Below are 13,202 nucleotides of genomic sequence, written 5' to 3' on the forward strand. Positions count from 1 at the left end.
GCACGACCGCCCCGGGAGCACCGGTTAGGCCCCGATGTGCTGGAGTGCGCAGGCGGACGCCGTGGCCGGGGGGCTGGTCGCGGTCGCGGGGGTGGCGTGCCTGGTCCGCGCCCACCGGGCCGGCCGGCCCGAGCGCTTGCCGCTCGCCGCGCTCCCCCTGGTCCTGGGCGTGCACCAGCTGATCGAGGCGATGGTCTGGCTCGGCACCGACGGCGGACTGCCGGACGGCCTCGCCGGAGCGGCCCGCACCGCCTGGGCGGTGGTCGCCCTGCCGCTGCTGCCCGTCCTGGTCCCCGCCGCCGTGTGGTGCGCGACCGACGGCCCGCGCCGACGGCTGCTCGCCGCGCTCACCCTGCTCGGTGCGGCGGTCGCCGCTCCGCTGGCCGTGGCCATCGGCTCCCACCCGGTGGGGGCGACCGTGCACGGCCACACCCTCGGCTATGCGGTGGGCATCCCGTACCCGGCTCTCCTGCTGACCGGCTACCTCCTCGTCACCGTCGGCTCCCTGCTGGCAAGCGGCGACCGGCTGCTCCGCCGTCTCGGTCTCCTCACCGGCGCGGGCGCCGCCGCCTGCGCCCTGCTCTGGCACCTCGCCTTCGTCTCCACGTGGTGTGCCCTCGCCGCGCTGACCAGCCTGCTGCTGCTCCAGTGGGCGGGCCACCGACCGGCGAGCGGGCCAGCCCCCGCCGAAGGCCGGGCCCGGTAGGGCGTCCCCTGGGGCCGGCTAAGCGCAGTGCGCCGGTTCCGAGTCGTCGGCCGCACCGCCCGCCCGGACCGCGCTGCCCGTGTGCCCTCGGAAACGGTCCATCTCGCGCCACTCGGGGCGCAGCCCGGCCAAGGTCGTGGTCGCGAAGTAGAGGGCTCCACCGGCGATCAGGCCGGGTATCAGCCCGATCGCCGAGACTGCCGCACCGGCGACCAGCCCACCGAGCGGGATGCCGGCCCAGGAGAGGGAGTCTCCGAGGGCGTGGACGCGGCCCAGCAGGTGGCGGGGCACCCGTTCGAAGAGGACCGCGCCGAGGATCGGGTTGAGGAAGCCGGCGCCGAAGCCGCCGATCGCGAAGACCGTGAGCACCAGCCACATCGGCGCGTCGAGGGCGAGCACCAGGAAGCGCGGCGCACCGCACAGCAGGAAGCCGGCGAAGAACACCGTCCGGCGGGGCAGCCGGGAGGCGACGGCCGCCGCTATCAGGCTGCCGACGACCGCGGTGGCGCCCATGACGGCCGTGGCCAGGCCGATGGCGGCCGGACCGTTGCCGGACTCGCGCGCCCAGACCGGGACGAGGACGGTGGTGAACCCGGCGTCGATCAGGTTGGTGATGCCGATCATCACGATCACGGTGAGCAGCAGCGGCTCCGAGCGCAGGAAGGTGAAGCCCTCGCGGAACATCCGCCAGTAGCCCGCGGGCTGCTCCTCCGCCGAGGGTTCGGCTGCCACGGCGGGCACCGCCGGGCGCCCCATGCCGCGCGGGAGCGCGACCGCGATGATCAGCGACCCGAGCGCGAAGGTGACCGCGTTGACCGCCAGCCCGGCCAGCGGCCCGATCAGGGCGACCAGCCCGCCGCCGACCGCCGGACCGATGGTGGAGGCCAGCCGCTCGGTGACCCCCGACAGCCCGGTGGCGCGCTCCATCGGCACCCGGGCGTGGTCGGCCGCCTCCGGGACCATGACGGACTTGGCCAAGTCCCCCGGGCCGCGCATCGCCCCGATCACCGCGACCATCACCAGCAGCGCCCAGAACGGGAGCAGCCCCCGGGCGTGCAGCAGCGGGACCAGCCCGGCCGTGACGGCGCTGACCGCGTCCGTCGTCCAGGACACCACGCGCGGCCCGAGCCGGTCCACCAACGGCCCGGTCAGCGCCTTGACCGCCACGTACGGCGCCATTTCGGCGAAGGCGACCAGGCCCGTCATGGTGGCGCTGCCGGTGGTGGCCAGGACGAACCAGGGCAGGGCGATGGCCGAGACGCGCGTGCCGGTCACGGAGACGACCGTGGCGGCCAGCACCCCGGCCAGCGGGCGGAAGCTGCGCCCGGGCGCGTGGACGGCGGCGGCACCGGTGCCGGTGGTGGTCATGCGGTTTCCCCCTCGGTCGTGGTGGTGCTCGTGTCCGGCAGGACGTGGACGATCACGGAGACCTGCTCGGTACCCTCCGGGGCCGGCCCGCCGTGGTCGATCTGCCGGTAGCGCCGGACCACCTCGAACAGCTCGCCGGAGAGCCGCTCGGCCTCGGCGGGGGTGAGCTGGAGGACCCGGTCGCTGAGGTCCGTCACCCGGCGCCACTCGCGCGGCATGGTCTCGAAGGCGTCCAGCGCGCGCTGGGCGGTCAGGGTGTGCGCGGCCAGGACGGACCGCAGGAAGCCGGCGGCCGTGTCGAGGTCGTCGTCCGCCATGTCGTCCACCGTCCAGACGGTCAGCGGGTGGGCCGAACGCCACCAGCGCTCGCGGGCGTTGCCCCGCTCCTCGTCCTCCTCGACGAAGCCCGCGGCGGCGAGTTGGCGCAGGTGGTAGCTGGTGGCTCCGGAGTTCAGCCCCAGCTGTGCGGCGAGCCTCGTCGCCGTCGACGGGCCGTGCTTGCGCAGGAGTCCGACCAACTGCATGCGCACGGGGTGCGCCATCGCCCGCATGTTCTTGGCGGTGATGGCGATGTGCGGGTCGTCACTGTGCTTCCAGCCGCGCTCTTCGGTCATGGCAGGAGACTAGAACCGCAAAGGCTTCTTTGCAAAGGGTTTTTCGCGAAGGGTTCTTTGCGAAGAAGTCTTCGCGGTTGCTCGACGCGCAGGAGGCCGCGCCTCCGGGGCCCCGCCGGTCGGCGGGTGCCCGACCGGCCGCTCGGCGGGGGCCCCGGAGCGGACCGCGGCCCGGAGCGGGATTGTCACCCGGGCGGGCGAGGCGCAGGCTGGCAGGAAGGGCCCGGTGGTCGGCCCGTCCCGGTCGGCCGCGGATTCGATGACGGCCGCCGGCGAGCACGAGGGGCAGGGCGATGGCACGCGGGAGGCTCTGGAGCTACGTCGCGTCGGGGGCCCGGGCGCTCGGCGCGTTCGGCGGCGCCGTCGGCGCGTTCGGCGGCGCGGGCGGCACCGGCCACCGGAGCGGGTCCGGGCGCGCGGGCGCACTGGCGACCACCGAGGCCGAGGAGGGCCTCGGCCCGTTCTCACCGGGCGTGATGGCCGCGCCCAGGTCGCTCTCCCGCACCGAGCTGGAGCGACTGCGCTGGACCGGCCGGCAGGACGGCTGCGAGCCGACGGCCCGGCACGTCCAGGTGGCGGACCTGGTCCGCCGGGTGGTGCGCGGCGGTGGCCGGGCGGCGGCCGTCACGGTCCGGGTGGCGCCGGGGCTGCCGGTGGTGGCCGGGGACGCCCGCCGGCTGGAGACGGCCGTCGCCGGGCTGGTCGACCAGGCGATCCGGCGCAGCCCGCCGGGCGGCCGGGTGCTGGTCCGGGCGGACGTGGCGGGTGGCGCGTCCGCACCACGGGCGTCCGGACGGGCGGCGGCGACCCGCGGCCGGGTGGAGGTCCGGGTCTGCGACCGGGGCTCCTCCGAGCCGACCGGGGCGCGCGAACGGCTGATCGCCGGTGTCCGGACGGACGGCGTGGTGGGGCCCGCCCTGCACAGCCTGGTGGACGCCGCCGGCGGCCGGCTCGCGGTGGAGCCCACCCCCGGCGGCGGGCTGACCGTCGTCCTGCTGCTGACCGTCGCGTACGACTGACCGAGTACCGCGGCGTCCGGGGCCGGACCGGGGCGCGCACCCGGCGGATTCGGCCCACGAAACCTAGACTTGCCCCATGCCCCGGCTCAACGACCAGGTCAGGGAGCTGCTCCAGGAGTACGCCGACCTGATCAACATCACCGGCGGGGACGCCTTCCGGGCCCGCGCCTACGAGAAGGCCGCCCGGGCGGTCGGCGGCCACCCCGGGGACCTGGCCGGCCTGGACGTCAAGGGGCTGCAGCAGATCCCCGGCGTCGGGAGGTCCACGGCCGAGAAGATCGCCGAGTACCTCGCCACCGGGACCGTGCCCGCCCTGGAGGCGCTGCGCGCCGAGATCCCGTCCGGCGTACGGGAGATGATGGCCGTCCCCAGTGTCGGGCCCAAGCGCGCCCTGGCCCTCTACCGCGACCTCGGGATCTCCTCGGTGGACGAACTCGCCGCGGCCGCCCGCGCGGAGCGGCTCGCCGACCTGCCCGGCTTCGGCGAGCGCAGCGGCGAGAAGATCCTGCACGGCATCGAGCTGATGCGGCAGTCCGGCGGCCGCACGCTGCTGGACACCGCCAGCGAGCTGGCCGAGCAGCTCGTCGCCGTGCTCTCCGCCGTCCCCGGCTGCACCCGCTGCGCGTACGCGGGCTCGCTGCGCCGGATGCGCGAGACGGTGGGCGACATCGACGTGCTCGCGACCGCCGAGGACTCCGCCCCGCTGATGGCCGCGCTCACCGGACTCCCCTCCGTCGCCGAGGTGATCGGCAGCGGGAGCACCAAGACCTCGGTCCGTACCACCCAGGGCGTACAGGTCGATCTGCGGGTCCTCCCGGAGGAGGACTGGGGAGCCGCACTGGTCTACTTCACCGGCTCGAAGGCGCACAACATCAAGCTGCGCACGATGGCCGTCCGGGCCGGGCTGAAGCTCTCCGAGTACGGGCTGTTCGAGGTGGACGGCGGCGCCAAGGTGGTCTCGGAGACCGAGGACGAGGTGTACGCGGCCCTCGGACTGCCGTGGATCCCGCCGCCGCTGCGCGAGGACCGGGGCGAGATCGAGGCCGCGCTGGACGGCGGACTCCCGGACCTGGTCCAGGAGTCCGACCTGCGCGGCGACCTGCACACCCACACCGACCTGACCGACGGGCTGGCCACCCTGGAGGAGATGATCGACACCGCGGCCGCCCGCGGCTACTCCTACTTCGCCGTCACCGACCACGCCCCGGACCTGGTGATGCAGCGGATGACGGACGAGAAGATGCTCGCCCAGCGCGAACAGCTCCGGCAACTCGCCGGCCGGCACAAGAAGTTGCGCCTGCTGCACGGCACCGAGCTGAACATCGGCCCGGACGGCGGGGTGGACTGGCCACCGGAGTTCCTGGCCGGCTTCGACGTCTGCGTGGCCTCCGTGCACTCGCACTTCACCCTGGACCGGGCCGCCCAGACCCGTCGGCTGATCCGCGCCTGCGAGAACCCGTACGTGCACGTCATCGGGCACCTCACCACCCGCCGGATCGGCCGGCGCGGGCCGATCGACGTCGACCTGGACGCGGTGTTCGAGGCCGCCGCGCGCACCGGCACCGCGATCGAGATCAACAGCTCCCCGCAGCGGCTCGACCTGCGCGACGAGGACGTCCTGCGGGCCCGGCGGCACGGCGTGCGCTTCGCGATCGACAGCGACGCCCACGCCACCGGCCAGCTCGGCTACCCGCGCTACGGCATCGGCACGGCGCAGCGCGGCTGGCTCACCGCCGAGGACGTGGTCAACACCTGGACCTGGCAGAAGCTGAAGCACTTCCTCCACAAGGACGCGGTGCCCGGGTAGCCCCGAACGTCACTCCCCGCCGCAGGAGGCACCGGGCGAGGCCAGCACCCGGGCCGCGCTGCGGTGCCCGAGCCCGGCCGCGCGCCCGAGGTCCCCGGTGTCCAGGAAGCCGGCCAGGAACCCCGCCGCGAAGGCGTCCCCGGCCCCGGTGAGGTCGCGCACCTCGGCCACCGGCGGCACCGGCACCATGACCAGCGGCTCGCCGGGCACGTCGACGGCGGTCGCCTCGGCACCCGCCTTGGTGACCACCGCGGTGGCCGCCAGCCGGGCGCGCTCCGGCCCGGGCAGACCGCCGACCAGCAGCCCGAGGAACGCCGACTCGGAGCGGTTGGCGAACACGAAGGTCGGCGCCGACTCGGCCAGCAGACCAAGGAAGCGCTCCCGTCCGAACCGCTCCAGCATGCCGGTCGAGGAGGCGTCCACCGAGGTGGTGCCGCCCGCCCTCCGGACCCGGGCGAGCGCGTCCACCGCCGTGCCGCCGACCGGCTCTCCGTCGAAGGAGTAGGCCGGCACGTGCAGGTGGGTCAGTCCGGTCAGCCACTCGTCCGGGACCCGCTCCAGCAGTGTGGCGGCGCCCCGGTCGGGCAGCATGGTCCGCTCGCCGTCCTGGTCGATCAGCACCACGACGCTGCCCGTCCGGCCGCGCCGGGAGACCCGCACGTCGACGCCGTGGCCGGCCAGTTCGGCGACCAGGCCGTCCCCGACCGCGTCCTCGCCGACGCAGCCGAGGAAGCGGGCGGGGTGCTGCCCGGCGGCGAAGCAGGCGACGTTGGCCGCGCTGCCGCCGCGCCGCCGGAAGATCCGGGCGCCGGAGTCGGTGCCGTGCCGCAGCGGGCCGTCGGCCCAGACCACGATGTCCTCGACGAGGTCGCCGAGCACCCCCAGCACGGCTCAGGCCCCGCCGTCGGCGACGACGGCCGAAGCGGCGTCACCCGCTGCGGCGTCACCGGCACCACGGCCCGCGCCGTCCGAAGCGGCGTCACCCGCCGCCGAACCCACCCCCGCAGCCAGCGCGGTCGCGATCTCCCCGCCGAGCCGGACGTTGCCCCGGTACACCTCGACGTTGACCTCCAGGCTGCGCCCGCCGGTGTCCCGCTGGATGAAGTCGAGGAGGAACGGCGTGGAGGCGTTGCCGGTGACGCCACGGCGCTCGGCCTCCGCCCAGGCGCGGGCGAGGATGCCGTCCAGCTCGTCGGGCGGCAGCTGCTTGGCCGGGTCGACCGGGTTGGCGATCAGGACGGCCTGCGGCAGTTCGAGCCGGTCCCGGGACTCGATGATCCTGGCGGCCTGCTCGGGCGACTCCACGCTGAAGTTGATCTCGTGGCCGGAGTCGGTGACGTAGAAGCCGGGGTACTTGCGGGTGCGGTAGCCGATGACCGGGATGTTGTAGGTCTCGAAGCGCTCCAGGGTGGCCCTGATGTCGAGGATGGACTTCACGCCGGCGCTGATCACGGTGACCGGGGTGGCGGCCAGGGTGGTCATGTCGGCCGACTCGTCGAAGCTCTCCGAGGCGCCGAAGTGCACGCCGCCGAGGCCGCCGGTGGAGAAGACCCGGATGCCCGCGCGGTGGGCGAGGAAGGCGGTGGCGGCGACGGTGGTGCCGCCGTGCCGGCCGAGCGCGGCGACCACCGGGAGGTCGCGCAGGCTCACCTTGTCCAGGCCGTCGACGGCGGACAGTTCGGTGATCTGCTCGGTGCTCAGCCCGACCGTGGGCACCCCGGCGTGCACCCCGATCGTGGCCGGGACGACGCCCGCCGCCCGCAGCTGCCGCTCGGCCTCCAGCGCGACGGCCAGGTTGCGCGGCCGCGGCAGTCCGTGGGTGAAGATGGTCGACTCCAGGGCGACCACCGGCCGGCCTTCGGCGAGGGCCCGGGCGACCTCCTCGGAGACCTGGACGGCGGGAGCGGTGGGGCGAAGTCCGGTCATGATGCGAACTCTCTGTGAGGTTGCCACTGCGGTGGGGCAACGTCTGCTCAGCGTATGGACGGCTCGCATCGGAATCCAGAATGAGTCCTGAGGTTTCCGATAGGCCTGCGCCTATTGGTTCGTCTACCCTGACAACCATGGGTCTCACCTTGCGTCAGCTCCAGGTCTTCCTGACCGTCGCCGAGACGCTGCACTTCGGGCGGGCCGCCGAGCGGCTGCACATCTCGCAGCCGACGGTGAGCCAGGAGGTCGCCCGGCTGGAGCGGACCGTCGGCGTCGAGCTGTTCGACCGCAGCCGCCGCTCGGTGGCGCTCACGGAGGCCGGCGAGGTGATGGCCACCGAGAGCGCCCGGCTGCTGCGGCAGGCCGAGACGCTGCTGACCCGGGTACGGCTGCACGAGGAGTCCCGGCTGGGCACCGCCCGGATCGTCGCCTCGCCGAGCGTGGTGAACCGACTGCTGCCCGCCGTGGTCAGCCGGGCCGAGCAGGAGCTTCCGGCGCTCGACACCACCGAACTCGCCGTGGACACCGGGCAGGTCTCCGCCACCCTGGCCGCCGAGCTGGCCGACATCGGGCTCGGGCGCTTCCTCGACGAGGTGACCGGCTACCGGCTGGAGCGGATCGCCGACGAACCGGTCCTGGTGGCGCTCGGCCGGGACCATCCGCTGGCCCGCCGGAGCAGCCTGGGCCTGGCCGAACTGCGCGACCTGCCACTGCTGTTGTGGCCGCGCGAGCAGCACCCCCGCTACTACGACCACGTGCTCGGCCTCTGCGCGGACCACTGCGTGGACCCACCGGTGCTGGTCAGCCCGCCGCGGATCGTCGGCTCCCGGCTCTACCTGCTCGCCCGCAACCGCGCCTTCTCACTGGTGCCCGGCTCGATGACCGGCCACCTCACCGAGGACGTGGCCACCGTACGGCTGGAGGGGCGGGCCACCCTTCCGCTGGAGATGCAGTGGCGGACGGACGACCGGCGGCCCCGGCTGGCCTCGCTGCGGGACCTGATCCGGCAGGAGGCCGCGGAGCTGGAGGACGTCTGACCCGCCCCGTCGCACGGCCCGGGCCCGAGCCCAAGTCCGGACCCGAGCCCGAATTCAGGTCCGAGCCCGAGCCCGAGCCCGGGTCCGAATCCGGGTCCGAGCCCGAGTCCGAGTCCGAGTCCGAGTCCGACCGGCGGAATCCTTGACGCTGGCATGCCACCACCGGAAGGATTCCCGGATCATCCGACCGGCCCGCGGCACCCGCCCGCGGGCCGCCGAACCCCGGGAACCCGCCTTGGCCCTGCGCCCGTTGCTCCGCCGCGCCGCCGGTCTGATCGGCACCGCCGTCCTCACCCTGGCCGGCACCCTCACCGCCGCCGGCCCGGCCCACGCCGACTTCGGCACCGACTACCACGACCCGGTCACCGCCACCAAGCCGCTCACCCGCCCCGACACCCGCTCCTGCACCGTCGAGGCGATGCACGAACGCGAGTTCCGCAACGGGTACGGCAACCCGCCGGACACCCCGTACACCACCACCCTCACCCCGCCCGCCGACTGCGCCGGACCCTGGTCCGCGGTGGTCCTGGACCTCCACGGACAGGTCGCCGGACGGCAGTTCGACCGGATCTTCAGCGTCCGCGTCGGCGGCGTCCAGGTGCTGCTCTCCTCCACCCCCGAGCCGTCCAAGGACGGCATCGCCTGGAACGTCGAGCACGACGTCACCCGCTACGCCCCGCTCTTCACCGGCGGCCCGCAGGACTTCTCCTTCGACCTCGCCAACGTCACCGACGCCACCTACACCGGCGTCTTCACGATCAGCGCCAACCTGACCTTCTACACCGCCGACGCCCACTGGCCGGCCGCCCGCGCCGCCGACCGGCTGCTCACCACCGGACCGTTCGGGCTCACCAGCACCTCCCCCGCCGCCGGGCGCGACCTCACCTTCCCGCAGAACCTCGAACGCCTCACCGCCGAGGTCTACGCCCGGGGCGGCGGCGCCTGCGAGGAGTTCGCGTACGCCTCCGCCCCGGACGCCTTCGCCGCCGCCAACCCGGGCACCGGCATCTGCGGCAAGGGCCCGTTCCGCGAGCTGCGGCTGACCGTGGACGGCCGGGTGGCCGGCGCGGTCTGGCCGTACCCGGTGATCTACACCGGCGGCTGGGACCCGCTGCTCTGGCGGCCCGTGCCCGGCGTCTTCGCCTTCGACCTGCCCGCCTACCGGCTCGACCTCACCCCGTACGTCGGGCTGCTGCTGGACGGCCGGCCGCACGCCGTGGGCGTCACCCTGAACACCGCCGAGGCGCAGAGCAACGACATCTGGACCGGCCAGGTCAACCTCTTCGCCGAGACCGACCACGGCGCCGACCGCACCACCGGACAGCTCACCGACCACCGGGTCGCCCCGGAGGCCACCGTCGCGACCGACCTCGCCGACCACGGCGGCGGCAGCGGCGACTGGACGGTCACCGCCGCCCGGAACGACCTCGCCCGGGGCTGGGTGCAGACCTCGCACGGCCGGATCACCACCGAGGTCCGCGACGAACTCGCCTTCCGCTCCACCCAGCGACTGCGCGACGCGGGCAACGACGTGACGCTGCACAACGGCGCCGACCTCACCCGCACCACCGCCACCTGGGGCGGCGGCCCGCACCGCACCACCACCGTCCACGAGGGCGAACCGCTGGACGTCAGCTACCGGGTGAGCCGCGACGCGGCCGGCAACACCGACCAGACCACCGCCATGGACCTCGGCTACCACCGCGACACCACCGCGGCGACCGGCGGCCACGTCACCGAGCGCTCCACCGTCGACCACACCCTGCGCCCCACCGCCACGCGGCACGACGGGGACCGCACCGTCCGGACCGGCAGCAGCGCCGAGGAGTACCGGAGCACCGGGCCCGAGGGGCCGTACCGTCGGACCCTGAACTTCGTGGACGGCTGGCCGCGGCCCTGACGGTCGCCGCTCGCCGGCCCGCGCCGCCCCTCCGCGGCACGTCGACGCCGCTCGCCGCCCCTCGCCGGCACGTCGCCGCCCGAGTTGCGAAATTGGTCGGATTCATACCGTTCACCCCTGGTGCACGGCCCGTAGGAGGCGCATGATGGGAGGTGGACCTGCGAGGTAGCTGAAGGAAGTTCGACCGCAGGAGGCAGTGGCGACGGATCGAGACGGATCAGGGTCTGCCGCTGGGACTACCTCGGTCGACGATCGAACTACCGGCCGGAGGACGTCACGTCCGGAGGCCACCCCCACCTCGTAGGTTCCGCGCGTCCACGGAGCATCCCCTCGGCCCGTGGACGCGCACCTTTTCCCGCGCGCCGCGCCTCCCGCGTCCTGTCCCCGCGCCGCGCCTCCCGCGCCCCGGCTACCGCGCGCCCGCCCAGCCCATCTCCCAGGCGTGCACCGCGATCCCGACCCGGTTCGCCACCCCGAGCTTGCGCTGGATGCTGGCGACGTGGGTCTTCACCGTTCCCGGCGAGATGAACAGCTCCGCGGCGATGTCCGCGTTGGTGCGGCCCGCGGCGACGTGCCCGGCGATCTCCACCTCCCGCTCGGTCAGCGGCACCACCGGCGCCGCCCGCCGGCGCTCCGGGCGGCGCGGCTGCGTCACGTGCCGCAGCAGCCGGACCGTGACCGACGGACTGATCAGGCTCTCCCCGTCCGCCGCCGCCCGTACCGCCTCGGCGAGCAGGGACGGGCCGGAACGCTTCAGCAGGAAGCCGGACGCCCCGTGCTGCAGGGCCGGGTACACGTACTCGTCCAGGTCGAAGGTGGTCAGCACCACCACCCGCACCGGATCCGCCACGTCCGGCCCGGCCAGCCGCCGGGTCAGCTCCAGCCCGTCCATCCGCGGCATCCGGATGTCCACCAGCGCGACGTCCGGCCGCAGTTCGGCCGCCAGCTCCAGCGCGGACAGCCCGTCCACCGCCTCGCCCACGACCTCGATGTCCGGCTGGGCCGTCAGGATCCGCCGGACACTCCGCCGGACGGCCTCCTGGTCGTCGGCGATCAGGGTGCGGATCACCCGCCGGCCCCCACCGTTCGCACTCGTCACGCCCAGCAGTGTGGCGCACGGGTGGCGGACGGGAAAGTTCACGCGGTGGAACCGGCCCGGTTCACCTTCGTCCGGTGAGCTGGCCGCCATGAACGATTCCAGTGGACGTCCCTCCGTCAGCAGGCGCGGGCTCCTGGCCGGCGCGACCGGCGTCGGCCTCGGCGGTGCCGTGTCCCTCGCCGGCGTCCAGGCCACCCCCGCCGCCGCCTCCCCGGTGCTCTGGCAGCGCCCGGACCGCTCCGGCGCGCCCCGCGTGGCCGGCCTGCACCTCCAGTTCGGCTCGGACGCCTCGCGCGAGGTGGTGGTCTCCTGGCACACCACCAGGTCCGTCGGCAACCCGCGTGTGATGTACGGGACTTCGAACAACGGCTTCGGCCGGACGGTCCAGGCCTCGACCCGCACCTACCGGGACGCCGCCTCCGGCACCGAGGTCCAGGCGCACCACGCCCGGCTGACCGGCCTGCACGCCGACACGGACTACGTCTACGCCGCCGTCCACGACGGCACCACCCCCGAGCTCGGCACCGTCCGCACCGCCCCGCGCGGCCGGTCCGCCTTCACCTTCACCAGCTTCGGCGACCAGGGCACCCCCACCCTCGGCAGGAAGACCGCCAACGGCTACGTGAACGACAACCTCGGCAGCCCGGCCGCCGGCGACACCACCGCCGGGGTCGAGCGGATCGCCCCGCTGTTCCACCTGCTCAACGGCGACCTGTGCTACGCGAACATCGCCACCGACCGGGTCCGCACCTGGTCCGACTGGTTCGAGAACAACAGCCGCTCGGCCCGCCACCGCCCCTGGATGCCCGCGGCCGGCAACCACGAGAACGAGAAGGGTAACGGCCCGATCGGCTACGGCGCCTACCAGGCGTACTTCGAGCTGCCGGACGCCCGCTCCGACGCGGAGACCCACGGCCTCTGGTACTCGTTCACGGCCGGCTCGGTACGCGTGATCAGCCTCAACAACGACGACGTGGCCTACCAGGACGGCGGCAACAGCTACGTCCACGGCTACTCCGGCGGCGCCCAGCAGCGCTGGCTGGAGCGGGAGTTGATCGCGGCCAACGCGGACCCGGGGATCGACTGGATCGTGGTCTGCATGCACCAGGTGGTGATCTCCACCGCCGACAGGTTCAACGGCGCCGACCTCGGCGTCCGCGAGGCCTGGGTACCGCTGTTCGACAAGTACGGCGTGGACCTGGTGGTCTGCGGCCACGAGCACCACTACGAGCGCTCGCACCCGATCCGCGGCCAGCAGCCGACCGACACCCGCACGCCGATCCCGGTCTCCACCGGCACCGAGACCATCGACACCACCAAGGGCACCGTCCACATGGTCATCGGCGGCGGCGGCACCTCCGCCCCGTCCAACCAGCTCTTCTTCAGCCCCGCCAAGGCACGGGTGATCACCGGCGTCGGCGCCGTCGACCCGGCCACCGGCAAGCGCCCGCCGGTGTACGTGATCGAGGACGCCCCCTGGTCCGCCTTCCGGGACGCCGACAACCCGTACGGCTTCGCCTCCTTCGACGTCGACCCGGGCGGCCGCAACGGGCAGACCACCATCGGCGTCACCTACTACTCCGTCAGCGGCCCGTACGGGGACCTCGTCCCGGTCGACCGCTTCACCCTGACCCGCCCGCGCGGCACCCGCGGCGGCGGCCGGGGTCACTAGGGCGTACTCGACGGCAGCCTCCGACCGGCGGAGACCGTCCGGTGCGCCTCA

General features: G+C 74.3%; 11 protein-coding genes. 6 read left to right on the top strand and 5 right to left on the bottom strand.

Features of this window, described 5'->3' with window-relative positions; all coding sequences use genetic code 11:
• Positions 1–34 precede the first annotated feature (34 nt).
• On the top strand, positions 35–706 hold the full coding sequence (locus tag ACGFSC_RS33260) for a DUF6629 family protein (RefSeq protein WP_359907524.1): 672 nt from the start codon (positions 35–37) through the stop codon (positions 704–706).
• 18 nt (positions 707–724) lie between these two features.
• On the opposite strand, the gene ACGFSC_RS33265 is transcribed toward ACGFSC_RS33260, so the two are convergent.
• Positions 725–2,074, bottom strand: coding sequence for an MFS transporter (locus tag ACGFSC_RS33265; RefSeq protein WP_359907522.1), 1,350 nt, complete (start codon positions 2,072–2,074; stop codon positions 725–727).
• The gene (locus ACGFSC_RS33270; RefSeq protein ID WP_359907519.1) at positions 2,071–2,688 is read right to left on the bottom strand and encodes a helix-turn-helix domain-containing protein; all 618 of its coding nucleotides are present in this window, start codon (positions 2,686–2,688) and stop codon (positions 2,071–2,073) included. The genes ACGFSC_RS33265 and ACGFSC_RS33270 overlap by 4 nt, the downstream gene beginning before the upstream one ends.
• 293 nt (positions 2,689–2,981) lie before the next feature.
• On the opposite strand from ACGFSC_RS33270, the gene ACGFSC_RS33275 reads away from it, so the two are divergent.
• Together ACGFSC_RS33275 and polX are read left to right on the top strand one after the other, a co-directional pair.
• The gene (locus ACGFSC_RS33275; protein WP_359907516.1) at positions 2,982–3,707 is read left to right on the top strand and encodes an ATP-binding protein; all 726 of its coding nucleotides are present in this window, start codon (positions 2,982–2,984) and stop codon (positions 3,705–3,707) included.
• A gap of 76 nt (positions 3,708–3,783) precedes the next feature.
• Positions 3,784–5,514, top strand: coding sequence for a DNA polymerase/3'-5' exonuclease PolX (gene polX / locus ACGFSC_RS33280; RefSeq protein WP_359907514.1), 1,731 nt, complete (start codon positions 3,784–3,786; stop codon positions 5,512–5,514).
• 9 nt (positions 5,515–5,523) lie between these two features.
• Here polX and ACGFSC_RS33285 read toward each other — a convergent pair whose 3' ends face one another.
• Both ACGFSC_RS33285 and ACGFSC_RS33290 read right to left on the bottom strand, forming a co-directional pair.
• Positions 5,524–6,402 (bottom strand): PfkB family carbohydrate kinase, encoded by an 879-nt coding sequence (locus tag ACGFSC_RS33285; RefSeq protein WP_359907511.1) that lies wholly within the window; start codon positions 6,400–6,402, stop codon positions 5,524–5,526.
• A gap of 3 nt (positions 6,403–6,405) precedes the next feature.
• Complete coding sequence (locus ACGFSC_RS33290) at positions 6,406–7,440, bottom strand: pseudouridine-5'-phosphate glycosidase (RefSeq protein WP_359907508.1); 1,035 nt, start codon at positions 7,438–7,440, stop codon at positions 6,406–6,408.
• Between the two features lie 137 nt (positions 7,441–7,577).
• Between ACGFSC_RS33290 and ACGFSC_RS33295 the strand changes: the two genes are divergently transcribed.
• Both ACGFSC_RS33295 and ACGFSC_RS33300 read left to right on the top strand, forming a co-directional pair.
• Positions 7,578–8,480 carry a LysR family transcriptional regulator gene (locus ACGFSC_RS33295; RefSeq protein ID WP_359907505.1) on the top strand — a complete coding sequence of 301 codons (903 nt, stop codon included), beginning with the start codon at positions 7,578–7,580 and terminating at the stop codon, positions 8,478–8,480.
• Positions 8,481–8,715: 235 nt separating this feature from the next.
• Positions 8,716–10,380 carry a peptide-N4-asparagine amidase gene (locus tag ACGFSC_RS33300; protein ID WP_359907502.1) on the top strand — a complete coding sequence of 555 codons (1,665 nt, stop codon included), beginning with the start codon at positions 8,716–8,718 and terminating at the stop codon, positions 10,378–10,380.
• 409 nt (positions 10,381–10,789) lie between these two features.
• On the opposite strand, the gene ACGFSC_RS33305 is transcribed toward ACGFSC_RS33300, so the two are convergent.
• Positions 10,790–11,479 (bottom strand): response regulator transcription factor, encoded by a 690-nt coding sequence (locus ACGFSC_RS33305; RefSeq protein ID WP_359907499.1) that lies wholly within the window; start codon positions 11,477–11,479, stop codon positions 10,790–10,792.
• A gap of 88 nt (positions 11,480–11,567) precedes the next feature.
• Between ACGFSC_RS33305 and ACGFSC_RS33310 the strand changes: the two genes are divergently transcribed.
• Positions 11,568–13,151: a metallophosphoesterase family protein gene (locus tag ACGFSC_RS33310; protein ID WP_359907497.1), complete on the top strand. Its 1,584-nt coding sequence runs from the start codon at positions 11,568–11,570 to the stop codon at positions 13,149–13,151.
• Positions 13,152–13,202: the final 51 nt, after the last annotated feature.

Origin of the sequence: Kitasatospora sp. NPDC048715, assembly GCF_043198905.1 — a bacterium.
Taxonomy (GTDB): domain Bacteria; phylum Actinomycetota; class Actinomycetes; order Streptomycetales; family Streptomycetaceae; genus Kitasatospora; species Kitasatospora lactacystinica.

What these genes read in the sequence shown, in the direction of transcription:
- ACGFSC_RS33265 (WP_359907522.1), bottom strand. Translation starts at nt 2,074, where the DNA reads ATGACCACCACCGGCACCGGTGCCGCCGCCGTCCACGCGCCCGGGCGC.
- ACGFSC_RS33290 (WP_359907508.1), bottom strand. Translation starts at nt 7,440, where the DNA reads ATGACCGGACTTCGCCCCACCGCTCCCGCCGTCCAGGTCTCCGAGGAG.
- ACGFSC_RS33275 (WP_359907516.1), top strand. Translation starts at nt 2,982, where the DNA reads ATGGCACGCGGGAGGCTCTGGAGCTACGTCGCGTCGGGGGCCCGGGCG.
- polX (WP_359907514.1), top strand. Translation starts at nt 3,784, where the DNA reads ATGCCCCGGCTCAACGACCAGGTCAGGGAGCTGCTCCAGGAGTACGCC.
- ACGFSC_RS33295 (WP_359907505.1), top strand. Translation starts at nt 7,578, where the DNA reads ATGGGTCTCACCTTGCGTCAGCTCCAGGTCTTCCTGACCGTCGCCGAG.
- ACGFSC_RS33270 (WP_359907519.1), bottom strand. Translation starts at nt 2,688, where the DNA reads ATGACCGAAGAGCGCGGCTGGAAGCACAGTGACGACCCGCACATCGCC.
- ACGFSC_RS33260 (WP_359907524.1), top strand. Translation starts at nt 35, where the DNA reads ATGTGCTGGAGTGCGCAGGCGGACGCCGTGGCCGGGGGGCTGGTCGCG.
- ACGFSC_RS33310 (WP_359907497.1), top strand. Translation starts at nt 11,568, where the DNA reads ATGAACGATTCCAGTGGACGTCCCTCCGTCAGCAGGCGCGGGCTCCTG.